19 protein-coding genes are annotated in these 23,560 nt (G+C 67.8%); 13 read left to right on the top strand and 6 right to left on the bottom strand.

The annotated features are described in order from the left end of the window. Position 1: 1 nt before the first annotated feature. Both DV707_RS11780 and DV707_RS11775 read left to right on the top strand, forming a co-directional pair. On the top strand, positions 2–946 hold the full coding sequence (locus DV707_RS11780) for a DUF7284 family protein (RefSeq protein ID WP_103991516.1): 945 nt from the start codon (positions 2–4) through the stop codon (positions 944–946). Then, positions 946–4,008 (top strand): DUF7286 family protein, encoded by a 3,063-nt coding sequence (locus DV707_RS11775; protein WP_103991973.1) that lies wholly within the window; start codon positions 946–948, stop codon positions 4,006–4,008. Before DV707_RS11780 ends, DV707_RS11775 begins: the two co-directional genes overlap by 1 nt. A gap of 83 nt (positions 4,009–4,091) precedes the next feature. On the opposite strand, the gene sufD is transcribed toward DV707_RS11775, so the two are convergent. From sufD to DV707_RS11755, 4 genes are all read right to left on the bottom strand, one after another. Beyond that, complete coding sequence (gene sufD / locus DV707_RS11770) at positions 4,092–5,306, bottom strand: Fe-S cluster assembly protein SufD (protein ID WP_103991517.1); 1,215 nt, start codon at positions 5,304–5,306, stop codon at positions 4,092–4,094. 1 nt (position 5,307) lies between these two features. Beyond that, positions 5,308–6,738 (bottom strand): Fe-S cluster assembly protein SufB, encoded by a 1,431-nt coding sequence (sufB, locus tag DV707_RS11765; RefSeq protein WP_103991518.1) that lies wholly within the window; start codon positions 6,736–6,738, stop codon positions 5,308–5,310. A gap of 58 nt (positions 6,739–6,796) precedes the next feature. Continuing rightward, positions 6,797–7,711, bottom strand: coding sequence for an ABC transporter ATP-binding protein (locus DV707_RS11760; protein WP_103991519.1), 915 nt, complete (start codon positions 7,709–7,711; stop codon positions 6,797–6,799). Positions 7,712–7,951: 240 nt separating this feature from the next. Next, positions 7,952–11,959, bottom strand: a complete 4,008-nt coding sequence (locus tag DV707_RS11755) for a DNA polymerase domain-containing protein (protein ID WP_103991520.1) — start codon at positions 11,957–11,959, stop codon at positions 7,952–7,954. Positions 11,960–12,109: 150 nt separating this feature from the next. On the opposite strand from DV707_RS11755, the gene DV707_RS11750 reads away from it, so the two are divergent. The 3 genes from DV707_RS11750 (at position 12,110) to DV707_RS11740 (ending at position 13,457) form a co-directional block, all read left to right on the top strand. Next, positions 12,110–12,298: a DUF7331 family protein gene (locus DV707_RS11750; RefSeq protein WP_103991521.1), complete on the top strand. Its 189-nt coding sequence runs from the start codon at positions 12,110–12,112 to the stop codon at positions 12,296–12,298. 217 nt (positions 12,299–12,515) lie between these two features. Continuing rightward, a complete protein-coding gene (locus DV707_RS11745) occupies positions 12,516–12,911 on the top strand; it encodes a DUF7322 domain-containing protein (RefSeq protein WP_103991522.1) in 396 nt (131 codons plus the stop codon). Between the two features lie 93 nt (positions 12,912–13,004). Continuing rightward, positions 13,005–13,457, top strand: coding sequence for a DUF7346 family protein (locus DV707_RS11740; RefSeq protein ID WP_103991523.1), 453 nt, complete (start codon positions 13,005–13,007; stop codon positions 13,455–13,457). Between the two features lie 21 nt (positions 13,458–13,478). Here DV707_RS11740 and pan1 read toward each other — a convergent pair whose 3' ends face one another. Next, positions 13,479–14,696: a proteasome-activating nucleotidase Pan1 gene (gene pan1 / locus DV707_RS11735; protein WP_103991524.1), complete on the bottom strand. Its 1,218-nt coding sequence runs from the start codon at positions 14,694–14,696 to the stop codon at positions 13,479–13,481. A 178-nt stretch (positions 14,697–14,874) separates the two neighbouring features. On the opposite strand from pan1, the gene DV707_RS11730 reads away from it, so the two are divergent. The 5 genes from DV707_RS11730 (at position 14,875) to nth (ending at position 20,762) form a co-directional block, all read left to right on the top strand. Next, positions 14,875–15,138 (top strand): MarR family transcriptional regulator, encoded by a 264-nt coding sequence (locus DV707_RS11730; protein ID WP_103991525.1) that lies wholly within the window; start codon positions 14,875–14,877, stop codon positions 15,136–15,138. A gap of 61 nt (positions 15,139–15,199) precedes the next feature. Further along, positions 15,200–15,652, top strand: coding sequence for a hypothetical protein (locus DV707_RS11725; RefSeq protein WP_103991526.1), 453 nt, complete (start codon positions 15,200–15,202; stop codon positions 15,650–15,652). Between the two features lie 133 nt (positions 15,653–15,785). After that, positions 15,786–17,240, top strand: coding sequence for a DNA double-strand break repair protein Mre11 (gene mre11, locus DV707_RS11720; RefSeq protein WP_103991527.1), 1,455 nt, complete (start codon positions 15,786–15,788; stop codon positions 17,238–17,240). Further along, positions 17,241–19,973, top strand: a complete 2,733-nt coding sequence (rad50, locus tag DV707_RS11715) for a DNA double-strand break repair ATPase Rad50 (RefSeq protein ID WP_103991528.1) — start codon at positions 17,241–17,243, stop codon at positions 19,971–19,973. It abuts the gene before it with no gap. Positions 19,974–20,075: 102 nt separating this feature from the next. After that, a complete protein-coding gene (gene nth, locus DV707_RS11710; protein WP_103991529.1) occupies positions 20,076–20,762 on the top strand; it encodes an endonuclease III in 687 nt (228 codons plus the stop codon). Between the two features lie 30 nt (positions 20,763–20,792). On the opposite strand, the gene DV707_RS11705 is transcribed toward nth, so the two are convergent. After that, positions 20,793–21,275, bottom strand: a complete 483-nt coding sequence (locus DV707_RS11705) for a DUF7321 family protein (protein ID WP_103991530.1) — start codon at positions 21,273–21,275, stop codon at positions 20,793–20,795. 182 nt (positions 21,276–21,457) lie between these two features. Between DV707_RS11705 and DV707_RS11700 the strand changes: the two genes are divergently transcribed. From DV707_RS11700 to DV707_RS11690, 3 genes are read left to right on the top strand one after another with little or no spacing between them, the layout of a single operon-like run. Next, a complete protein-coding gene (locus tag DV707_RS11700; RefSeq protein WP_103991531.1) occupies positions 21,458–22,426 on the top strand; it encodes a DUF7319 domain-containing protein in 969 nt (322 codons plus the stop codon). A gap of 58 nt (positions 22,427–22,484) precedes the next feature. Then, the gene (locus DV707_RS11695; RefSeq protein WP_103991532.1) at positions 22,485–23,171 is read left to right on the top strand and encodes a plastocyanin/azurin family copper-binding protein; all 687 of its coding nucleotides are present in this window, start codon (positions 22,485–22,487) and stop codon (positions 23,169–23,171) included. Positions 23,172–23,173: 2 nt separating this feature from the next. After that, positions 23,174–23,560 carry a DUF7318 family protein gene (locus tag DV707_RS11690; RefSeq protein ID WP_103991533.1) on the top strand — a complete coding sequence of 129 codons (387 nt, stop codon included), beginning with the start codon at positions 23,174–23,176 and terminating at the stop codon, positions 23,558–23,560.

Here is a 23,560-nt window from a genome sequence, read left to right as displayed (position 1 = left end):
GATGAACGTCGCCATCGACGCGGTCGTCTTCTTACTCCTCGTCTCGGCGGCCGTCGTCGGTCTCGTCACGGTCGAGCAGTCCCCGCCCGCGACGGCCGGCGAGGCCGACGCGGTCGCGGACGCCCTCGCGACGACGACGGCGCAGGTCGACTACTCGCTCGCCCCCGGCGTGCGCGGGATGGCCGCGAACGAGACGACCTCCGACGCTCCCGATATCGCACTCGACTCGCCGGAACTGGACCGGACGGCCCACGGCAGCCTCGCCGGATTGCTCGCCCGCGCGGCGACGACGACGAGCGGGATCGACTCGGCGGCGACGGTCGACGCGAACGCGACGGCCGGTCCCGCCGCCGTCCCGCCGCTCACGCGCACCCGCGCGTCGTTCCGAAACGGCGTCGAGGACGCGGTTCGGGCACGAACCGGCTCGTCCGTTCGCGTGGACGCCACCTGGCAGCCCTACCCCGGCGCACCCGTCGGCGGCGCGGTCGGCGTCGGTCCGGAGCCGCCGGCCGACGGCGTTCACGCCGCGACGCTCGTCGTCCCCACGGGCGTCGACTCGATTCCCGCGTCGGCGGCGAGAGACTTCGATTCCCTGGGTGCGGCCGTCGCCGAGCGGACCGTTGCCGTGCTCGTCCCCGCGGGCCCCGCTCGCATCACGCTCCGCGGCGACGACCCGGCCGCCGCGCTGGTCCGTCACCGATACGCCCGCCTCGAAACGGAGACCAACGCGTCCCTCGCGGAGCCGCTCGCCACCGAGGACACCGAGGCGGCGAACGAGCGGATCGCGGCCGCGCTCGCCCCGCGATTCACCGAGGATCTGCGCGCCCGGTACGACGCCCCGGCGGCCGCCGCCGAGGCCGTCTCGGTTTCGTCCGTCAGAATCGTCGTCCGGACGTGGTCGCCGTCTCCGGCGGGACCGCAGTCTCCGACGTCGGAGGCTCGATAATGCGGCTCGCGGAGGACGACCGCGGCCGGGTCCCGTTCGCGCTGGTGGGCGTGCTGCTCCTCGTCGCCAGTTCGACGTTCGCGGTGTCGCTCGCGACGCCGGGGGTCGCGCCCGTTGACCGCTCGGCCGACGTCGCCGCCGACCGCGTCGACGCCGAGGCGACCGCCGCGCTCAGAGTCGCCGCTCGCGACGCCGCGAGGGCCGCCGCGCGCGATCCGGTCACGGTCGCGGCCGACACCGAGGCCGGACGCGCACTCGACGGCCCGGACACCTTCCGCCGCTATCTCCGACTTCGGATCTTCCTCGCCGCGCGCGAGGCGATGGTCCCCGTCGAACACCGACGCGGAGCGAGCGTGGCCCGCGCGTCGTTCGGCGAGTCGGTCGAGAGCGCGTCCGAAGCGATCGATCGCGTCTCGATCGCGGGCGTCGACGACGGGACCGAACTCCGGGTCACGCTCTACGACCTCGAACTGACCGTGGAACGGGACGGCCGGCCGCTCGACGCGCGTCGGGTGGACCGGACGGTCACGGTCGGCGTCCCCGCCTTGGCGCTCCACGACCGAACGGACGCGTTCCAGAAGCGACTCGACGCCGGGCCGATCGAGGCGCCGGGGCTCGCCCGCCGCACGACGGTGGGCGTCACGGCGATGGCGCAGGCCCGCGGGCTCGGCCAGTACGGCGGGCTGCCGATCTCGAACGTCGTCGCGAACCGCCACGTCGCGCTCTCGACGAACGCCGGACTGCTCGACGCTCAGCGGGCCGCTTTCGGACGGAGCGACCCCGACGCGGCTGCCGGCGTCCGCGCGGCGACGCTTCGGACCGGCGTGACCGACGTCCTCGACCCGTACGCCGACGGCCACGTCGTCTCCGCGGTCACCGGTGAACTCCCGGACCCGAACGCGGCCGAGCGTTCGGATGAAACGCCCGAGTCCGGCGCGCTCCCGGCGACGAAAACCGTCTCGGTGGGCGTCAACGGGACGGCCGACGAGGCGTTCCTGGAACTCCTCCGGGGAGCGAGCGGGGCAGCGAGCCTCGATTCGATCCGGCGCGACGGGTATCGGGCGAGCGTCTCGGTTCGGGCCAGCACTCGGGCGATCAGAAACGAGCGCCGCCCCTCGCCGCGCGCGCCGGGTGAGAACTGGACGCTCGTGTTCTCCGATGTCTCGAAGGATGTCTCCGTGAGCGGCGGCGGGAGCACGCGTTCGGTCTCCCGAACCGGGACCGAAGAGCGACGGCTCTACTCGGCGACCAGACGCGTCACCGAGCGGTGGCGGGTCGAGCGGACGTGGGTGAAGGTCAACGAGACGCCGCGGACGACGACCGCGTCGTGGCGCGACGTCCACCGCGTTCGGATCACGGGCACCGGCCGACTCCCCGGGAGCGCGGCACCGACGCGACCCGTCCGACCGCTGTTCGAATCCGGCGGCGCGCTCGGCGGGCCGAACCTGCAGGAGGCGGGAGAAGTGAGTCGAACGCTCGTCTCGGACCTCGGCGGCCCCGACACCGTCGCTCGCAGGGCCGTGACCGGCGGCCGGACGAGCGCGTCGCGAACGATCACCGGTGACCGCCCCGCCGACCTCGAACCCTGGGTCTACGCCGACGTCGCCGACCTCCGCGGCCGCGTTCGCGACCTCTCGATCGAAGTAGAGGCCAGCGACGCGGCGACCGGTCACGCCAACGGTGCGGCGCGCCTGGCCGCGCTCGTTCGCGACCGGCGCGCGGAACTCGTCGACGCCCCGAACCGGTACGACGGCGTCGCCGACCGGACCCGCGTGGCCGCTCGCGCCGCGTACCTCGATCAGGTACTCGCCGGTCTCGACGCGCGCGCCGGACGAACGCGCGCGCAGAACGCCGGCATCGACCGCGCGCTCGACGCGAGGGGACTCGCCGCCTCGCGGGTGAACGACCTCGCGAAGCTCACGCCGGACGCGCCGTCGCCGCGGACCGACTTCGGCGGATCCGAGGGCGCTCGCGGCGAGACGACGCTGATCCCCGACGGCGACCCCGCCTACCTCGCGCCCGACCCCGTCGAGGGGACGCTCGTCGATGGCGTCGCCGACGGGGAACGGTACGTCGGCCTCGCGGTCAGGAACGTGAACGTCTTCAGCGTCCCCTACGGCGACGCCGCGGACCTCGTCACGCGGACGCTGTTCGGCGACCCCGGACGCGTGTCGCTACACACGGCCGGCCAGGCGCTCGTCGCCGCCGACCGGACGCTCGAAACGCACCCCGACGAGACGCTCGAAGCCCGCCGGGACGTCCTGGAAACGAAGGTCGAGGGCTCGATGGGGGACGTCCGCGCGGCGGCGACGCGGACGCTCGCCCGGGAGACGTCGCTGGATCGGAACCAGCGCAGACGGATCGTCGACCGCTCGTTCGCCCGTTTCGACGGTCCCGGCGAGCGCGCGGTCGCGGCCACCGACGGGTCGCTGGCCCGCGAGGTGGCCGCCGTCGCGGTCGAGGCGCGGTCGGACGGACGGGACGGTTCCTCGCCGGTCGCCCGGGATCGAATTCGGGTCGCGCTTCGGGTCGATCTCCGGCGCGTCGCGACGTCCGAGCGCGTTCGCGTCCCCGAATCTGCCGTCGACGACGCCGTCTCCTCGACGCGGGAGTTCGTCGAGCGGGAGGCGACCGACGCCGCCGAGCGCGCCACCGAAGAGGGAATCTCCCGTGCGACGAACGGCACCGTCGGCGCGATCCCGGCCGGCCTCCCGATCTCGCCGACGCTCAGCCCGTGGGTCGCCACGGCGAACCTCTGGATCGTCGAGTCCCGCGGCGCGTACGGCCGCTTCGCCGTCGGCGTCGAGGGCGGCGAGACGACGTACGTCCGCGACGGTTCCGAAGCCGACCTCGACGTCGACGGAGACGGCGTCGCGGAGTCGCTGGGGCGGAGCAGGCGGGTGCAGTTCAGCGTGCGAACGGTCGCCATCGCGGTCGTGCCGCCCGGAAAGTTCGGCGTCGGCGACACCGACGGCAACACCGACGAGCGGTCCGTCGCGTGGAGCGATCCGTCGCCGGGACCGCGCTGTGTCACGCCGACGGGGGCGTGTCCGCGCGAATAGATTCCGCGAGAACAGATCCGTCGAGAAAAGCCGCGAGAACTGCTCCGCCGGGAACGAAGCCCGAGATCAGCGGGGGATCGCCGTCACCGAAGCCGCGCGGCGATCAGTTCTTCGAGGTCCTCGCGGAACTCGTCGACTTCGATCTCCTCGAGGACGGGCACGAAGAAGCCCTCGACGAGCATGTTCCGCGCCTGCTGGTCCGGGATCGACCGCGAGACCATGTAGAACAGGTCCTCCTGGTCGACCTGTCCGACCGTCGCCGAGTGCGACGCCTCGGTGTCGTGGTTGTGGATGATCAGCTTCGGCGACGCGTCGGCCTCGCTCTCGTCTGAGAGCATCAGCGTGTTCTCCCGCTGGTAGGAGGAGGTGTTCCACGCGTCGCGGCCGACGTCCTGGACGCCCTCGTACACCGAGCGCGCCTGGTCGTCGAGGACGCCGCGGGTGACCAGATCAGCCGTCGTGTTCTCGGCCTCGTGCCAGACGCGGGCGTTGACGTCGAAGTGCTGGCCGCCGTGGCCGAAGAACGCGCCGACGATCTTCGTCTCCGCGGAGTCGCCGTTGAGTTCGGACTCGACGTCCGAGCGGGTCAGCCGGGAGCCGAGGTTGCCCTCGATCCAGTTGACTGTCGCGTAGGTGCCGACGTCGGCGCGCTTCAGCGAGTACGTGTAGGTGTCCTCTTCGAGGTCCTGCAGCGATCCGTACTGCACGTAGGAGTTCTCGCCCGCGTCGATCTCGACGAGGTTCGAGAAGTACCGGGCGTCGGCGTCGACCTCGGCGCCGGACTCGATGCTTTCGAGGATCGTCACCGAGGAGGATTTCTCCGTGACGACGAGCGTGTGACTGAACAGCGAGCGGGAGTTCATCTCCGCGCGGATCGTCACGTCCTCGGCGTCGACGCCCTCGGGGACGTAGACGACGGTGCCGGTCGTGAAGAGCGCCGCCGACAGCGCCGTGAGGTAGTTCTCCTGGGGGTCGATCGTCGACCCGAAGGCGGACTCGACGAGGTCCGGGTGCTCCTCGAGCGCTTCGGTGAACGTGAGCACCTCGACGCCCTCGTCGGACGTCCGCTCGGTCTCGTCGGCCTGGTCGAGCGGGTCGACCAGCGACTCGAAGTCGAGCGCTTCGAGGTTCGTCCAGCGCCGGCCCGGCGTCTGGATGACGTCCGGCAGGTCCAGCGATTCGAGCGCGTCCAGCGCGTCGAGTCGGGCGTCAAGCAGCCACTCGGGCTCGTCGCGACTCTCGGAGATCTCTCGAACCGTCTCCGTCGACAGGTTCGCGGGGAGTTGTGCGCTGCTCATATTACCCGAGGCTCCCCTCCATCTCGAGTTCGACGAGGCGGTTGAGTTCGACCGCGTACTCGATCGGCAGTTCCTCCGTGATCGGCTCGATGAAGCCCGAGACGATCATCTGCTTGGCGTCGTCGTCGTCGAGACCGCGCGACTGGAGGTAGAAGACGTCCTCGTCGCCGATTTTCCCGACCGTGGCCTCGTGGGCGACGTCGACCTTCGACTCGTTGATCTCCATGTACGGCATCGTGTCCGACGTCGACTCGTTGTCGAACATCAGCGCGTCGCACTCGACCGACGTCGAGGAGTCCTCGGCGCCGTCGGCGATGTGGACCAGCCCTCGGTAGTTGGTGCGGCCGCCGTCCTTCGAGATCGACTTCGACTCGATCGTCGACTTCGTGTTCGGCGCGTTGTGGTAGACCTTCGCGCCGGTGTCGATGTTCTGGCCCTCGCCCGCGAAGGCGATGGTGATGTGGTTGTCGGAGGCGCCGGGACCCTTCAGGACGGTCGAGGGGTACAGCATCGTCGCCTTCGAGCCCATCGATCCGGAGATCCACTCCATCCGGCCGCCGGCCTCGACGAGCGCGCGCTTGGTGTTGAGGTTGTAGGTGTTCTTCGACCAGTTCTGGACCGTCGAGTACTGGACGTGGGCGTCTTCGCCCACGAAGACCTCGACGCCGCCGGAGTGGAGGTTGAACGCGGAGTACTTGGGCGCGCTGCAGCCCTCGATATAGTGGACCTCCGCGCCGTCCTCGGCGACGATGAGCGTGTGCTCGAACTGGCCCATCCCCTCCGAGTTCATCCGGAAGTACGCCTGGACCGGCATCTCGACGGTGACGTCCTCGGGGACGTACACGAACGAACCGCCGGACCAGACCGCGCCGTGGAGCGCGGCGAACTTGTTGTCTGACGGAGGGACGCACTTCGTCATGAAGTGCTCGCGGACGATGTCGGGGTGCTTCTGCACCGCCTCGTCCATGTTCATGAAGATGACGCCCTTCTCCTCCCAGCGCTCCTGCATGTTCTGGTAGACGACCTCCGACTCGTACTGCGCGCCGACGCCGGAGAGGGCGTTCTTCTCGGCCTCGGGGATGCCCAGTTTGTCGAAGGTGTCTTTGATCTCGTCGGGGAGTTCGGTCCAGTCGTCGACGCCCGCGCGGACGTCGACGTCGGGACGGATGTACGGGACGATCTCGGCGATGTCGACCTCCGAGAGGTCCGGCTGGCCGGGCCAGTCGGTCGGCATCGGCATCTCCTGGAACTGCTCCAGCGCCCGGAGGCGGCGGTTCAGCATCCACTCGGGCTCGTCTTTGTCCTCGGAGATGACGCGGACCGTCTCTTCGGTCAGGCCCTTCTCGGTCTGGAACGCCGAGGTCTCCTCCTTCTTGAAGTCGAAGCGGGCCTCGGTGTCGGTCTCTTTGAGGTGGTCTTGTTCGGAACTCATTGTGGGTAGTGTGTGTTTACGGTTCGTTGCTTATGAGGCTGTGCGTAACTGAACATAGTTACGCCGTCTCGTAGACTTCCTCGCGGACCCAGTCGTAGCCCTCGTCTTCGAGCTCCTCGGCGAGCGATGCGTCGCCGCTCTTCGCGATCTTGCCGTCGAGCATCACGTGGACGTGATCGGGCTCGACGTACTCGAGGATCCGCTGGTAGTGGGTGATCTGGAGGATGCCCGTGCCCTGCTCGTCGCGGAGGGCGTTGATCCCCTCGGAGACGTCCTGGAGTCGGTCGATGTCCAGCCCCGAGTCGATCTCGTCGAGGACGGCGATCGACGGTTCGAGGATGGCCGCCTGCAGCACCTCGTTCTGCTTCTTCTCGCCGCCGGAGAACCCGGCGTTGAGGTAGCGCTGCATGAACTTCTCGTCCATGTCCAGGAGCTCCATCTTCTCCTTGAGGAGCTTCTGGAACTCGGCGACGCCGATCTCGCCCTCGTCGGCGGGGCCCTCCATCGGCGAGGTCTCGTAGCCCTCTTCGTCGTCGGTCTCGGCCTCCGCTTCGTCGTCCTCCTCGAAGAGCTCCTCGCGTTCTTCGAGTTTGGCGTTGAGCGCCGTGCGCAGGAAGTTCGTCATCGTGACGCCCTCGATCTCCGCGGGGTACTGGAAGCCGAGGAAGATACCGAGCGCCGCGCGCTCGTTCGGCTCCAGGTCCAGAAGGTCCCAGGTGCGTTTGTCCGCGGGGATCTCGACGTCGTCGCCGAACTCGTCGTCTTCGAGGTGGAGGAGAATCTCTCCGTCGGTCACCTCGTAGGCGGGGTGCCCGGCGATGATCTTCGCCGTCGTCGACTTCCCCGACCCGTTCGGTCCCATCAGGGCGTGGATCTCCCCGGAGTTGACCTCCAGGTCGACGCCACGAAGAATCTGTTCGCCGCCTTCCTCCGCCACGCTCGCGTGGAGGTTCTTGATTTCGAGTGTAGCCATCGTTGTTTCGTTGCCTCGTATCGCTAAAGTGGGCTCTTGCACCCATAATGGTTACGCATTCCCCACTCGTCGCTTTACTGTCGGTAAAAATTATTTGCGTTTTACGAAACCAGTTTCGGATACGTGACGTGTCGACGCATGGCGGGGTCGCGCCGACTCACACCGATTACTCTCGGCTCTCACCGTCGAGAGCGGGCAACGTGGATGGCGCTCGGCGATAAAAAGTGAGAGTACTCAGTGTCACACGAAACTGCCGAGTCCGGTCTGCTCCTGCCCGGATTTCACCTCGTCCCACGACATCCCGAGTGCCTCGATGATGCGCGCGATCGGGCCCTTGAGGGTCTTCTCCAGCATCTTGTCCCAGTCGACCTCGAACTCCTCGGGGAGCTGGTCGTCGTACTCGATGCAGATGACGTCGGGGTCGCGCTTGAACTCGCCGTAGAGGGCGTCCCGCTGCGGGTCGAAGCCCTCCTCGTCTTCCATCTTCCGGAACCACGAGGGGTGGACCTTCCGCAGGTAGAGCCGCTTCGGCTTCGACCCCCGTCCGAAGTTCGTCCCCAGGAACTCGTTGGCGTACTTCGCGCCGCGGACCTGCGCCGTCGCGGTGTCGTAGGCGTCCAGACGCTTCCCGATCCCGCCGGGAATGCCGATGTCCTCGACGGGGACCTCGCCGGTCTCGAAGTCCTCGATGATCCCGTTGAGGTAGTCGGCGATCGTCTCGTTGTCCTCTCCGTAGACGATCATCTCGATGACGCGCTTCTGCACCTCCTTCGTGATCGGCGCGATGTCCGAGCGCTTGTACTCGAAGCCCGTGATGTCGATGTCGTCGACGTCCTTGCCCTCCTTCCAGACGATGTGGCCGGCGTAGCGCTTCTTCTTGCCCGCCTGGAAGAACCTGCGATAGAGCTTCTCGAACTCGATCTGGAAGCGGTGGTGGGCCGCGTCGAGTTCCCGAAGGGCGAACTCGTCGTAGGAGTCGTTGATGTGCTCCTCCAACTCGAAGGACTGCTCTATGGCTTCTTCCTTGGAGACGTCGCCGCCGAGTTCCAGCATAACGCTGTCAGTGTCCCCGTATATCACTTCCTTGCCAAGTTCGCCCGCGGACTCGGCGGTGTGCTCGATCACGTCACGACCCGTTGCCGTGACGGCAGCGCCCATCTCCTTGTCGTACAGCCGGAAGCGATCCCAGCCGAGAACGCCGTACAGTGATTGACCGATGAACTGGAATTTCCCGTTCCGCCCAGCCAGAAGCGTGTGATTGTCCGCGACCGTGACGCAGTAGGCACCCTCGTCCGCGGTGCTCGTCCCGCCGCTTCGGTGCATCCGGAACGAGTTCTTCGCGTCCTCGGTGCAGTAGATCCGCCACGACCCGCTGTCGCGGTTGTAGCTCGCCGTCTCTCCGAGGTGTGCACAGAGTCGAAGCACGTCGTCGCGGAGCCGCTCGCTCGACGTCGTGTACCGCCACGAGTTCACCTGTCGGTCGCCGTCGCCCGCGACGAGCGTGTCGAGGAAGCGGCGCTTCTGCCCCTCGGCGGCGTCGAAGACGAGGTCGGGGATCCGTTTCTCGAAACTGTCCGCACCGCAGAGACGTTCGAACAGACCCCCGAGAAGCTTCGAGGTGAACTGATACGCTCGGTCGTCGACGTAGCAGTCGAAGCCCATTCGGTCGAGCAGTTCACCGATCCGCGCGTGATCGTCTCGCGCCGCCTCTCCGCCGTCCGCGACTGCGTTCTGTGCGATCTTGACGGTCGTTGACGACCCCCGGTGATTCTCGCCGAACTGCTTTTCCTCGGACGTGTACACGTTACCCTCGGTGACGTACCACGCGAGGAGTTCGAGGAAGTCGTCGCCGTCGTACGTCCGCGGGATCCACTTCCTCCCCGATTCACGGTGGACGAAACTGGTCTCGCAGACGGACTCGATGTACTCGCGGTGTTCCTCGAACTCCTCGGCGGTGAACACGTAGCCGGTCTGTCCGACGTCCGCCTTCGGCACGCGTCGGGGCGTCCAGCCCAGTTCCGCGGTGAACGTGTGACCGTGTACGGACGGGCGGACCCACACCTCGTACTCCTCGTCCTCGCCGAGCAGTTCGGTGAGGTCGACCTCGTCGATTCGGTCCCCGGGTTCGACCGTCCACTCGTGCGGGAGTTCGTAGTGCGAAGACGAATCGAGGTCGCCCGCTTCGACGAATCGGAAGTCGTCCCACGTCGCGCCGTTCTTCGAGTTCTTTCTGACCAGCATCCGGTGGTTCGGCGTCACGCGGAAGTCGGTCTTGCTGGTCTGGATGTCGACGAGTTCCCCCCTGTAATCGGGGTACTCGTGGGTCTCCTCGACCGGCTTCACTTCCATCCGCATCGTCTCCGGATCGAGCGAGTAGACCTCGTCGCCGACGTCGAGATCACGGATGTTGCGGACGCCGTCGGGCGTGAGTACGTCCGTATCCGGCGTGAAGCAGTTCATTATGACCTTGACAGCCGCCTGCTGTCGATCGTACTGCTCGTAGGTCGCTGTGTTGGGATCGTTCTCGTTCCGCAGCGACTTCTTCTCCTCGCGCTCTGCGAGCAGGTCGTCGATCATCTCGCGGATGATCCCGTCCGGGTCGCGCCGGAAGTGCGTCCCGTTCGGGGCCTGAAAGGTTTCGCCGTCGTACTCGTCGGGGTCGACCTTCGTCTCCGGCGACGCGTTGATCGTCACCATGCACATCGGATAGAGGCTCTTGAGGTCGAGCACCGTCACGTTCTCTTTGACCCCGGTGATCGGATCGAAGACGGCCCCGCCCTCGTAGTCCTCGGCGTCGGCCTGGCCCTTCGACGGGAGGGCGAAGCGGCCGTGGGCCTCGTGGAGGATGTACACGTCGACGGTGTCGCCGGGCGTCGTCGCGTCCTCTAACTTGCAGCCGACGAACGTCCGTACCTCGTCCCAGAAGGCGATGACGTCCTGCTTGCGGTCGATCTCGACGCAGAGTTCCACGTCGCGGACGTTGTACTCCAGCAGTCGCTCGGGCTCCTGCTCCCAGAGGTCGCCGATGTCGCCCGCGTAGCGCTCCTTGCCGACGTCGAGTTCGAGTTCGCCGACGGCGTCGAGGCGGTACGACTCCAGTTCGGAGAACTGCGTGCGCTTGTAGGCGTACAGCAGGTCGAAGACGACGCGGCCCTTCACGTTCGGGCCGCCCCACCCGCTGCGCCAGACCTCGTCGATCCGGGAGAAGCGCTCGGGGCTGAGGTCGTACTCCGACGTCGGGTCCAGTACCTCCATCCGGTCGAGGAGGTACGGCATGTCGAAGTCCTCGAAGTTCCAGCCGGTCAAAATATCGCTATCGGTCTCTTCGATGTACGACACGAACGCGTCGAGCATCTCGTCCTCGCGCTCGAAGGAACGGACGTCGATTTCGGTGTCGTCGCGGAGCGGTTCGTAGTCGGCGAGGTCGTCGGGGGAGTCGACGCCCGCGCCCGCCTCGGGGGCGTCGTAGAGCCACGCCACGTACTCGTCGCGGTAGGAGTCGTGGCTCGTGAGACAGACGATCGGCTCCTCGCCCTCCTCGGGGAAGCCCGAGCGGTCGTCGACCTCGATGTCGAAGGTGTTCACGCGGAGGTCCGCCTCGACGTCGACGGGCTCGATCTCGTCGTGGGGGATCTGGATCGTACTGTTCCCGTCGGTTCCCTCGTCACCACCGTCGCTTCCTCCGCTGCCGTCAGCGTCGTCTCCGAGCCGACGCTCGGGGACGCGGATTCCGCTCTTGATGTCCTTGTCGATCAGCAGGCGGTTCGGAAAGAGGATGTCCGCCTCGTAGTGTTCGAACTCGTCGCGGATCTGCCCGACGTCCCGCGGCGTCCGGGTGCAGATCTTCGTGAGGTCGTCGCCGCGGATGCTCTCGAATCCGTCCTCGGTGCGCGTGATGACGTCCCTGTCGAGTTTGTCGTCGTCGAGCGTCTCCGTCGGCGCGTAGAAGTAGGGCTCGAAGCCGAGCACGCGGACGTGTTCGACCTCGTTCTCGCGGGTCCGGCCGAAGACGTGGAGGACGGGGTACTCGCTGTTTCCGCTCCCCTCGATGGAGTAGTTCACCTGCGTCACCATCAGCTCGACCGTGCCGTCGGCGTCGGGAAAGCGGATGTCCTCGGCGTCGACGACCTCGGAGACGTGCTGGCTGCCGTTGCCGGCGACGGCGACCGCCTCCTCGTCGGGCCGGGAGCCCTCGGCGGCGTCGTCCCCGCCGCCGCTCCAGTTGTCCGTGAGCCCTGCCTGTTTCATAGCGTCGCTTTCGGCATACCCGAGTAAAAACTTCGGCATTGTACCCGACCGGCTCCGTTCGGCCCGTCCGTACGGGAGTGCCGAATCGTTCGGGGACGTATTGACACGAGCACAAGACCTATACTGTGGTACACCCTACCACGATTCACGATGGTCGACCCTGCAGACTCCGAGCGGACGGATCGGTCGCCAGCCGCGCCGGCGCGGGTGGGCGAAGCGAGCGGACTCGCGGAGGTCGAGTCCTACGACGTCGACGGCGGGGTCGTGTTCTACGATCCGGAGAACCCGCTCGCGTGGGTCGAAGCCTCCCGGACGGTGACGCTCACGGAGCACTGCTGATACTCGCCGAGCACAGTTATCGCAGCGTTCGCAACTGATTGCACAGCCGCTCGCGCGCCGTCGTGCGATCGTGTGAGCGACGACTTGCAAACGCTACGATAGCACCGTCGGACGTACGTTCGACGGATCGGTACCGCGTTTTCGACGTCCGCTACCCGACAGCGCCCGGGCCCGGCGGAACGAACCGCTTTTGCGACCGCCGGCCCTCCCTTCGGGCGTGCCGAGTGACTTCGACGAGTGGCCCGACGAACCCGAGGAGCCGGATCCCGAGGCGCGCTGGGGCGCGCCCGAGGACGACCTCGTCTCGGTCCCCGCGGTCGAGATCCCCGGCGAGGACGCCGACGAGGCGGACGCGGGCGTCGAGGTCGACGGCGACCTCGCGAAGTTCTTCTGGGCCACCGTCGTCTACGCGAACGTCGCGCTCGCGGGGATCAGCATCGGCCTCCTGCTCGTCGCCTTCCGGGGTCAGTGGGGGTGGGGCGGCGGTGCCATCGCGGTCGGTCTGTTCGCGCTCTACCGGACGTACGACCTCTATCGGACCTACAAGGAGGAGGTCGCCGACGGCGACGGCGAAACGGTCGATGGCGGCGGGGAGTCGGCCGACAATAAATAACGAGGCACCGCTCCGGCCGAAGCGCGTCCGGTCGGGCCCAACGGACGACGGCTCAACACAACCCATAAGCGCCAGTCGGTCCTCCCCACGGCTATGCAGACCGTCCGCGACGCCGACGGCAACCGGTTCCTCCTCGTGAAGCGCTCGTCGGATTCGAGCCTCGTTCGCGACCCCGAAACCGGCGCGGAGCGCTACCTCCCGAACGAGCGGTTGCGGTTCGAAGACGACGGCGAGCCGACGCTCTCGGTCGCCGCGAGCGGGATTCCCGGCCCGGTTCGTCGGGTCGTCTCCGCCGCACACGACGAGCGATCCCTGGGGCTGCTCGTCGAACTCGCGGACCGCGGACCGCTCTCGGTGGTGGAACTGCTCGACGCGTACGACCTCTGTGAGTCCGATCTGCACGGCCTGCTCGCGGAGTTCCGCGCGGCCGGCCTGCTCGTCGAGGCCAGGGTACACGGCGAGCGTGGGTACGACGCGACTGACGTGACCGAGCGCGCCGTCGCGGCGCTTCGCGTCGGCGGCGAAGGCGAAACCGGTTCGAAGTAGAAAAAACGCGTAGAGCGCCGATCAGGCGAACGCGCGGCTCGCGGTTCCCTCGTCGACGGTCTCGGCCTGGATCTTCTCCCAGGCCTCGACGAAGTCCGCCATCGCGATCTCGGTGCGGTCGTCGCGGATGGCGAACATCCCGGCTTCCGTACAGATCGCCTTGATGTCGGCGCCGGAGGCGTCGTCGGTCAGTTCGGCCAACTGCTCGAAGTCGACGTCGTCGGCGACGTTCATGTCGCGGGTGTGGATCTTGAAGATGATCGCACGGCCCTCGTGGCCGGGCTTGGGGACCTCGATGAGGCGGTCGAAGCGGCCGGGGCGGAGGATGGCCTCGTCGAGCATGTCGAAGCGGTTCGTCGCGGCGATGATGCGGACGTCGCCGCGCTCGTCGAAGCCGTCCATCTCCGAGAGGAGCTGCATCATCGTCCGCTGGACCTCGGCGTCGCCGGAGGTCTTCGAGTCCGTCCGCTTGGAGGCGATGGCGTCGATCTCGTCGATGAAGAGGACCGCCGGCTCGTTCTCGCGGGCGACCTCGAAGAGGTCGCGAACGAGCTTCGCGCCCTCGCCGATGAACTTGTGGACGAGTTCGGAGCCGGCCATCTTGATGAAGGTGGCGTCGGTCTCGTTGGCGACGGCCTTCGCGAGCATCGTCTTACCCGTCCCCGGGGGCCCATACAGGAGGACGCCCGACGGCGGCTGGATCCCCACCTTCTCGAACATCTCGGGAGAGTCGAGCGGCATCTCGACGGTCTCTCGGACCTCCTGCATCTGCTCTTCGAGGCCGCCGATGTCTTGATAGGTCACGTCCGGACTGTGATCGACCTGCATCACCCGGGCGCGGACGTCGGTCTCGTTGTCGAGGCGCTTGACCACCGACAGCGAGTTGTTGACCGCGACGCGCGCGTCCGGTTCGAGGTCCTCGCGCATCTCGTCTGTCACTTCGGTGAGCGCCTCCTGGTTGTTGCCGTGCTGTTTGATCACGACGCCGTCGTCGGTGAGTTCCTGCACCGTCGCGACGAACAGCGGCGACTGCTTGAGCTTCTTGTTCTCGTGGGTCAGCCGCTCGAGCTTCTGCTGGTACTTGTTGTTTTCGGCGTTCGCGTCCAGAAGTTTGTCCCGCATCTCCTCGTTTTGGGACTCGAGAATATCCAGACGCTCTCTGAGCGCTTGGATCTTCTCCTGCTGCGACGCCGCCTCCTCGTCGTACGGGAGCTCGACGTCGTCCACAGTGTCAGTCATCACCCTCCGTAGGTCGCGGCTTCATAAGAGACTTCGGGTGCGTGAAACGGTAGCGGTGAACGAGGAACGCCTCCGACCCGACGGTACGACGCCGACTCCTTTCACCCGAATAATTCCTATAGGTAATATATCGATACAGTAAATATTATCACCTTACATCTCACAGTGGGAGATACATATGAGCGCTACCCAGGCACTCGCGCCCGAAGAGGAGTCGACCGACCGCTGGGACCCGGTCCGCGAGATGCCCCCGAGTGCGAAACTCGTCGCGAAGGTCCTCGACTACAACGAGACGCTGACGCAGAGCCAACTCGCCGAGGAGACGCTCCTTCCGCCCCGGACCGTCCGATACGCGATCTCCCGCCTCGAAGACGCCGGCGTCGTCGACTCGCGGTTCTCGTTCACCGACGCCAGAAAGCGGCTGTACACCCTCGATCTGTAGGGACGTCCCGCGGTCGCTCCGCGCCCCGAGGTTCAAGTACGATGGCGGGACCACTGCCGCCGTGACCGACTGTCAGTCCGCCGCCTCCGAACCGTCCCCCGAATCGGTCCGCCGCTCGCTCCGAGCGCTCGCCGAGGGATCCGCACCGCGCGGACCGTCGCCCGACCCCGCGAGCGCCCGCCACGACCCCGAGCGTCTCCGAGCGGTCGTCGAAGACGCCGAGCGGGCCGTCTCGTGTGCGGCGGCCGCGTCGGCGTTTCTGCTCGACGGCCGACTCGCGACGCTCGGGGACGCGGTCACGACGGCGGAACGCTGCGGCCACGAGCAGGTGGCACGGCGGGGACGTCGGGCGCGCGCGATCCTCCGCGACCTCGACACCGCGGTGTCCGGACGTGATTCCGAAATCGGGCCATCCGGAGGTGGCCCTGAGGCCGAGCCCTCCGGAGGTGATCCCGAAGCCGAGCCATCCGGACGAGGCACCGACGCTGTCGCGATCGGTACAGCCCGACTGTGAGCGGGCGACACCACCACCCCGCGGCTCGGCGCCACCGGAAACGCAACCACTGGCGCCGCGACCACTGGCGATGCGACCACTTCCGCTCCGCTCGCGGAACGGTTTTAGGACGCTGCGCTCAACGTCCGGGCAGATGACACGGGTGATTCACACCGGCGACACCCACCTCGGGTACCAGCAGTATCACTCGCCGGCGCGCCGCGAGGACTTCCTCGACGCGTTCGAGCAGGTGATCGACGACGCCGTCTCGGCCGACGTCGACGCCGTCGTCCACGCGGGCGACCTGTTCCACGACCGGCGGCCGGAGCTCCGGGACCTGCTGGGGACGATCCGGGTCCTCCGCCGGCTCAGCGAGGCGAACATCCCGTTTCTCGCGGTCGTCGGTAACCACGAGTCGACCCGCGGCGGCCAGTGGCTCGACCTCTTCGAGAACCTGGGGCTCGGCGAGCGCCTCGGCGCGGAGCCCCGGACCGTCGGCGACACGGCGTTTTACGGGCTCGACCACGTGCCGAAGTCACGGCGGGCCGACCTCGACTACGACTTCGAACCGCACGACGCCGCCCACGCCGCGCTCGTGAGCCACGGACTCTTCACCCCCTTCGCCCACGCCGACTGGGAGACCGAGACCGTTCTGGCGGAGTCGAACGTCGACTTCGACGCGGTGCTCCTCGGCGACAACCACGCCCCCGGCATCGAGACCGTCGACGGGGCGTGGGTGACCTACTGCGGGTCGACCGAGCGCGCCAGCGCCGCCGAGGAGGACGCGCGCGGGTACAACCTCGTGACGTTCGGCGGCACCGGTGACGGTGCGGAGGGCGAACCCCCACAGGCCGCCGACGGCGACCTTCCCCCCGTCGACATCCGACGGCGGACGCTCGACACGCGCCCGTTCGTCTTCGTCTCGGTCGAACTGGCCGAGAGCGAGGGCGCAGAACGGGTCCACGAGCAACTCCGCCAGCGCGACGTCGAGGGCGCCGTCGTCGTCGTCGAAGTAACCGGCGGGGGCGACCCGGTGACGCCCGCGTCGATCGAGGAGTCGCTCACGGAGCGCGGGGCGCTCGTCGCCCGCGTCACCGACCGCCGCGAGCAGGAGACCGACGCCGAGTTCGACGTCTCCTTCGCCGACCCCGACGACGCCGTCGAGGAACGCGTCCGCGAGCTGGGACTCTCCTCGGCCGCCCTCGACGTCGACGAGACGATCCGCGCGAGCAAGACCGCCGACTCGAACGTCCGCGAGGCCGTCGAAGAGCGGGTGTCGGACCTCTTAGAAACCGACCGCGACGCGTTCTCACCGGCGCCCGACGCTTCGGACGCCGACGATACCGAGGGCGACATAGATGACGGCACCGAGGACGACGACGTTGACGACGGCATCGAGGATGATGTGGACGACGACACCGAAGACGACGAGTTCGGCGACGACACCGAGAGCGTCGATGGTGCCGCCGCCGGCGATGTCGACGTCGGCGATGTTGGCGCCGACGATACCGGCGACAGCGACGACACCGCCGGGACCGATGACGTCGGCGACGACTCGACGGGAGACGCGGGGACCACCGACGGGCAAGTCACGATGGGGGACTTCTAGATGCGCTTCGAGCGAATCCGGCTGCGGAACTTCAAGCCGTACGCGGACGCGGATCTCGATCTCCGCGACGGCGTCACCGTCATCCACGGACTGAACGGCAGCGGCAAGTCCTCGCTGCTCGAAGCCTGCTTCTTCGCGCTGTACGGCGCTCGCGCGCTCGACGAGACGCTCGACGACGTGGTGACGACCGGCGAGGACGAGGCCGAGGTGTCGCTGCGGTTCGCCCACGCGGGCGAGACGTACCAGATCACGCGCGAACTGCGGCGCTCCGGCGACAGAATGAGCACGACGACCTGCACGCTCGAAGGCCCCGACGTCGCGGTCGACGGCGCGACCGACGTCCGGGCGTTCGTCACCGACCTCCTCCGGATGGACGCGGAGGCGTTCGTCAACTGCGCGTACGTCCGCCAGGGCGAGGTGAACAAGCTCATCAACGCGACGCCGACCGAGCGGCAGGACACCATCGACGACCTCCTCCAGTTGGGGAAGCTAGAGGAGTACCGCGAGCGGGCCGCTCAGGCGCGCCTCGGCGTCGAGGACGTCCGCTCGGAGAAGCAGGGCGCGCTCTCGAAGCTCGACGCGCAGATCGAGGCCAAGGAGGACGCGAACCTCCACGCGCGGCTGAACGATCTGGAGACGGAGCTTTCCGAGGTCGATTCCGAGATCGAGCGCTTCGAGGAGAACGAGGCGCGCGCCGAGGAGACGCTCGCCGACGCCGAGGAAGTCATCGAGGCCTACGAGGAGACGAAGGCGAGACTCGACGACCTCGACGACGACATCGCGGACCTCCGCGAGACGATCCGGGCGGACGAATCCGAGCGCGAGGACCTCCGAGACGAGATCGTCGAGGCCCGCGATCGGATCGACGAGCTGGAGTCCGATCTCGACGCCGCGGTCGCGGAGACCGGTCTCGACGAGGTCGCGAGCGACGCGTCGGCGTCTGAGGGACCTCTCGACGCCGGCGACGTCGACGCCGAGGCGATCGAGGACCGGCGGCAGGCGCTCGACGCGGAGGAGGAGACGGTCCGCGAAGAGCTACGGGAGGCCCGACAGCGCGAGACGATGCTGTCGAACCAGGCCGAGAAGCTGGCAGAACGCGCCGAGGAGTTCCGAGAGCGTACCGACGACGCGCGAGAACGCGCCGACGAGGCCGAGTCGACCGCCGCGGACGCCGAAGCCCGCGTCGACGAGCGGGAAGCGGAACTGGACGACGTCGACGACGAGATCGAAGCGCTCCGCGAGCGGTTCGACGGGGCACCCGTCGACGTCGGCGAGGCGAGCGACCACCGCGAGTCGATACAGGAGGCGCTCAGGGAGGCGCGCGAGCGGATCGCGACCACGCAGGCGGAGCTGGCGTCGGCCCGCGACCGACTCGAAGAGGCCGAAACGCTGCGCGAGGAGGGCAAGTGCCCGGAGTGCGGCCAGCCGGTCGAGGACTCACCGCACGTCGACGCCATCGGTGAACACGAAGCGGAGGTCGAGACGCTCGAAGCCGACCTCGACGACCTCCGCGAGGCGGAGAGCGAACTCGAAGCGGACCTGGAGACGGCCGAGTCGCTGGCCGAGGCGGAGACGCGCCTTGGGAACCTCCGGGAGAAGCGATCGCTGATCGAGAGCAGCATCGAGGACGCCCGGGAAACCGCCAGCGAACGCCGCGCGGAGGCCGAATCGCTCCGCGAGCAGGCGGCCGAGTTCGACGATCAGGCCGAAGAGAAGCGCGAGGCCGCGGCGGCGCAGTCGGAGGCGGCCGAGGAGGCCGCAGAGCGAGTCGCCGCGCTCGAAGACGAACTCGACGCCGTCGAGGCGGCACGCGAGCGACTCGACCGGGTCGAGACGCTGCACTCGGAGATCGACAAGGCGGAGTCCGAGATCGACCGGCTCCGAGAGCGCCGCGAGTCGATCGCGGAGCGGAACGACGAACGCCGCGAGTACCTCCAGGAGAAGCGCGAGCGGCGCGAGGAACTCGCCGAGGCGGTCGACGAGGAGCGCATCGAGACGGCGAAGGAGAACAGGGCCGAGGCCGAAGCGTACCTGGAGAACGTCGCCGAGAAACTCGCCGAACTCCGCGAGAAGCGCGACGCCCTCCAGAACGACATCGGCGGCGTCAAAAGCGAGCTCTCGGAGCTCGAATCGCTGCGGGAAGACCGGGACCGACTCGCCGAGCGGGTCGCGGACCTCGACTCCCTGCACGAGGAGATCTCGACGCTCGAATCGACGTACAGTTCCCTCCGCGCGGAGCTCCGACGGCGGAACGTCGAGACGCTCGAACGGATGCTCAACGAGACGTTCGACCTCGTCTACGGCAACGACGCCTACTCGCGGATCCGCCTCGACGACGAGTACGAACTGACGGTCTTCCAGAAGGACGGCACCGCGCTCGATCCCGAACAGCTCTCCGGCGGCGAGCGCGCGCTGTTCAACCTCTCGCTGCGGTGTGCGATCTACCGGCTCCTCGCGGAGGGGATCGAGGGGTCCGCGCCGATGCCCCCGCTCATCCTCGACGAGCCGACGGTGTTCCTGGATTCGGGGCACGTCTCACGGCTCGTCGACCTCGTCGAGGAGATGCGCCGCCTCGGGGTCGCACAGATCCTCATCGTGAGCCACGACGACGACCTCGTCGCCGCCGCGGACGACCTCGTGACCGTCGAGAAGGACCCGACGAGCAACCGCTCGTCGGTCGACCGCGTCGCCGACGCGTCGCTCGCGGCGATCGAGTCGAGCGCCGACGACTGACATCGCCGGATCCGAGTCCGCCGCCGCGTGTGCTCGGAGTCGGAAGTTCGACACCGTCGCCGCGGTCGACAGTGTCAACACCGACGGCCACGACCTCCGCGTATGGGCACGCCGCGTTCCGATCGCGAAGCACAGGCCGCGGAGGTTCTGGACAGGCTCTACGAGGAGTACCCCGACTCGACCATCTCGCTGAACTTCTCGAACCGGCTGGAACTGCTCGTCGCGGTCGTGCTCTCTGCGCAGTGCACCGACGAGCGAGTCAACGAGGTGACCGAGGAGCTGTTCGAGAAGTACCGGAGCGCCGAGGACTACGCCGAGGCCGACGAGGAGCAACTCGCCGAGGACATCTACGGGATCACGTTCCACAACAACAAGGCCGGCTACCTGAAGTCGATCGGCGAGACGCTTCGCGACGAACACGACGGCGAGGTGCCGGACACGATGGCCGAGCTCACGGACCTCTCGGGGGTCGGCCGCAAGACCGCGAACGTCGTCCTCCAGCACGGCCACGACGTCGTCGAGGGCATCGTCGTCGACACGCACGTCCAGCGGATCGCGCGACGACTCGGCATCGCCGAGGAGGAGTCGCCGACGAAGATCGAACGCGAGCTGATGGAACTCGTGCCCGAATCGGACTGGCAGCAGTTCACGCACCTGTTCATCAGCCACGGCCGGGCGGTGTGCACCGCGCGCAACCCCGACTGCGAGGCGTGCGTGCTCGAAGACGTCTGTCCGTCCTCGAAACTCGACGGCGACGTCGACCTCGCGTCGGGCGAGGCCTGGGGCTGACGGCTAGCGCCACCCGACGGCCCCATCGCCTCATCCGAGCACGTACCGGCCGAGATACTGATACAGCCCGAGCAGCCACGCGAGGAACCAGAAGATGACGTAGCCGAAGACGCCGACGCGGAGCCGTCCCCGCCAGGCGCCCATGTCCGGGTGGAGGTCGTCGAGGTCGACGTCCTGCTCGGGGTTCTCATAGAGGTCGGCGTCGCGTTTGACCTGGAGGATGCGGACGATGCCGGTCAGCGCGAGCACCAAGAGCGCGTACGCCTGCAGTCCGAGGATCGCGTGGAGGACGATCACGCCGCCGAGTTGATCGAGCAGCCGCGGGAGCATCCACGTCACGACCGGGATCGTGTTGAGCACGAGTCCGGGGACGATGAACTTCAGGTGATAGACGAGGACGTCCCAACTGACCGTCTCGGCGTCGATCATGATCCACGCCCCGTAGAGGTAGAACGGCAGGCTCGAGGTGACCATCAGCGCGGCGACCGTCGCGATGGTCGAATCGGATACCATCGCCGGTGGTTCGGACCTCCGACGGGTAAAGTGTCCGACTTCCCCCGGTCGCGTCCGATCTCTGCCGGTCACGTCGATCTCTGCCGGTCACGCCCGACGTTCTCGCAGCAGCGCGTCGCGTCAGGATCGATGGCTCCGAAGAACCGTTACCCTAAGGAGTGTGCCACTCCAACTCCCTGGAAATGACCGAGTCCTCGGAGGAGCCGAACGCGGTGGACCGCCGCGCGGACCCGGGCGATGCCGACGACGCGGCCGACGCTGCCGACCCGGCGGGCGGGGCGGCCCACTCGGAGTCGGCGACCGCGACCGACGCCCCGGACTCCGAGTCCGCCGACCTCGAAGCGCTTCGCCGAGAGGTCGAAGAGACCTACGACTTCGACGACTTCGGTCCCGAGGACATGGCGGAGATGAGCCTCGAAGAGTGGGAGGCCGCCTTCGATCCCGGGACGTGGATCGTCGGCGAGGAACTCCTCGACCGGGTGGAACACGAACTGAAGGCGCGGGTCGCGATCCGCGAGATCTTCGCGATCGTCGAACGCGTCAGCGACGGCGAAGAGTACGTGGTCGCCTACTCCGACGAGGGCTACGCGGTGGTGTACGCCGACGGGAGCGTCGAAGGCGAGGGCACCGTTCTGCGCGACGTCAAGCCGACCGTCGCGCTCTGCTCGATGGAGAGTTACGAACTGATGGACGCGCCGGCGGACGCGTCGCTGCCGGAACCGGAGGAGGTCGTCGAGGGCAGCGGCGAGTTCGGGAACCTGATGCTGCAGGTCGTCGCCGGGGCGCAGATCGTCGTCGGTCTCGGCCTGCTGATCGCCTGGATCGCGCTCCCGTCGCTCTCGACGGTCGTCGCCCCGATCGCCGCCCTCGGCTTCCTCGTGATCGGTTTCTTCCTCTTCCTGGTCGTGGCGAACGCCCGGCTCTCCGACCGGTTCCGGACCGAGGAGTTCCGCAACCGGCTCCGGGCGCTCGAAGCCGCCGACGCGCCCCGTCCGGACGGAGCCGCGGACCGGAAACCGGCAGCGGGCGTCGTCGACGACGCCGGGGACGGAACCGAAGCGAGCGACGTCGCCCCCCCGGACGACTCATCGGACGACGACGCTCGGTCGTCACAGACGGGCGGAACCGGAGACGAGGAAGTCGACACGTAGCGTCCGCTGGCGGGGGAGTCGGTGGGTTTAAGCGCGTTCCATCCTGACGTCAGCCTGTATGAAGAGGCGGGACTTTCTGCGAGCAGCAAGCGTCCCTGCTGCTGCCACGACGGCCTCTGCCACCGCCGGACTCGGCGCCGCTCAGGAGACGGAGACGTCGGGCGGGACAGCCACCGGCACGGCAACCGGAACTGGAACCGAGAACGGCACCGGGACCGGAACCGGCACTGGCACGGGGACCGGTACCGGAGGCGATTCGGGTGGCGGCGGAAGCGGCGAGACCGTCACGGTGACAGTCGGGCCGGGCGGCTCGCTCGTGTACGAACCGGGGACTGAGGAACCGTTACAGATCGCTCCGGGGACGACCGTCGAGTTCGTCTGGGACTCGGACAACCACAACATCGTCGTCGAGAGCCAACCCGAGGGCGCGAACTGGGGCGGTCACGAATCGATCGAGAACACCGGCTTCACGTACTCACACACGTTCGAGACGCTGGGGACCTACGAGTACTACTGCGACCCGCACCGGAGCGCCGGGATGGAAGCGACGATCGAGGTCGTCGAGAACCCCGAGCCAGCGGGCGGCGGCGGGGGCGGCGAGAAGGAACTGCACGACCTCGGCGTTCCGATCCACGCCCACTGGGTCGGCGCGGCGACGATCCTCGGGATCCTCGTGACGGTCATCTTCACGTTCTACATCCTGAAATACGGTGAATCACCGCACACCGGCACCGGGAGGAACTGACAATGTCATCGAGTGGAAGCACCTACGGCGACATCCACCGCTACGAACCGGCCCGCGAGAGCACCGCCGCGGCAATCGCGATCGTCCTGCTCACGATCATCGAGGTCGTCTTCGTGTTCCTGTTCACGTACGGCCTCATCTCCGGCTGGGGCCTGAGCGACACGGGGAACATGTACCTCGGCGCCGTGCTGGCGGTGATCTTCATCGACCTGGCGTTCATCCTCGCGCTGTACCGCAAGGAGTTCCTGCCGGACGTCGTGATCGTCAAGAAGCGGCGTCGCAAGTGGGAGGACCTCTACATCCGCGAGGACGAGGTCGACGGCACGCCGTTCGCTGACGGCGCCTGGGACCACGTCAAGCGCGCGATCTACCCGTACTACAAGCGATAA

Origin of the sequence: Halobellus limi (assembly GCF_004799685.1) — an archaeon.
In the GTDB taxonomy this organism is placed as follows: domain Archaea; phylum Halobacteriota; class Halobacteria; order Halobacteriales; family Haloferacaceae; genus Haloquadratum; species Haloquadratum limi.
The sequence above is the reverse complement of the archived record's forward strand: the minus strand, read 5'-3'. Positions and strand labels throughout refer to the sequence as shown.

Excerpts from the sequence above, each read along its gene's own strand:
- DV707_RS11780 (WP_103991516.1), top strand. The coding sequence starts at position 2 with ATGAACGTCGCCATCGACGCGGTCGTCTTCTTACTCCTCGTCTCGGCG.
- DV707_RS11775 (WP_103991973.1), top strand. The coding sequence starts at position 946 with ATGCGGCTCGCGGAGGACGACCGCGGCCGGGTCCCGTTCGCGCTGGTG.
- sufD (WP_103991517.1), bottom strand. The coding sequence starts at position 5,306 with ATGAGCAGCGCACAACTCCCCGCGAACCTGTCGACGGAGACGGTTCGA.
- sufB (WP_103991518.1), bottom strand. The coding sequence starts at position 6,738 with ATGAGTTCCGAACAAGACCACCTCAAAGAGACCGACACCGAGGCCCGC.
- DV707_RS11760 (WP_103991519.1), bottom strand. The coding sequence starts at position 7,711 with ATGGCTACACTCGAAATCAAGAACCTCCACGCGAGCGTGGCGGAGGAA.
- DV707_RS11755 (WP_103991520.1), bottom strand. The coding sequence starts at position 11,959 with ATGAAACAGGCAGGGCTCACGGACAACTGGAGCGGCGGCGGGGACGAC.
- DV707_RS11750 (WP_103991521.1), top strand. The coding sequence starts at position 12,110 with ATGGTCGACCCTGCAGACTCCGAGCGGACGGATCGGTCGCCAGCCGCG.
- DV707_RS11740 (WP_103991523.1), top strand. The coding sequence starts at position 13,005 with ATGCAGACCGTCCGCGACGCCGACGGCAACCGGTTCCTCCTCGTGAAG.
- pan1 (WP_103991524.1), bottom strand. The coding sequence starts at position 14,696 with ATGACTGACACTGTGGACGACGTCGAGCTCCCGTACGACGAGGAGGCG.
- DV707_RS11730 (WP_103991525.1), top strand. The coding sequence starts at position 14,875 with ATGAGCGCTACCCAGGCACTCGCGCCCGAAGAGGAGTCGACCGACCGC.
- mre11 (WP_103991527.1), top strand. The coding sequence starts at position 15,786 with ATGACACGGGTGATTCACACCGGCGACACCCACCTCGGGTACCAGCAG.
- rad50 (WP_103991528.1), top strand. The coding sequence starts at position 17,241 with ATGCGCTTCGAGCGAATCCGGCTGCGGAACTTCAAGCCGTACGCGGAC.
- nth (WP_103991529.1), top strand. The coding sequence starts at position 20,076 with ATGGGCACGCCGCGTTCCGATCGCGAAGCACAGGCCGCGGAGGTTCTG.
- DV707_RS11705 (WP_103991530.1), bottom strand. The coding sequence starts at position 21,275 with ATGGTATCCGATTCGACCATCGCGACGGTCGCCGCGCTGATGGTCACC.
- DV707_RS11700 (WP_103991531.1), top strand. The coding sequence starts at position 21,458 with ATGACCGAGTCCTCGGAGGAGCCGAACGCGGTGGACCGCCGCGCGGAC.
- DV707_RS11695 (WP_103991532.1), top strand. The coding sequence starts at position 22,485 with ATGAAGAGGCGGGACTTTCTGCGAGCAGCAAGCGTCCCTGCTGCTGCC.
- DV707_RS11690 (WP_103991533.1), top strand. The coding sequence starts at position 23,174 with ATGTCATCGAGTGGAAGCACCTACGGCGACATCCACCGCTACGAACCG.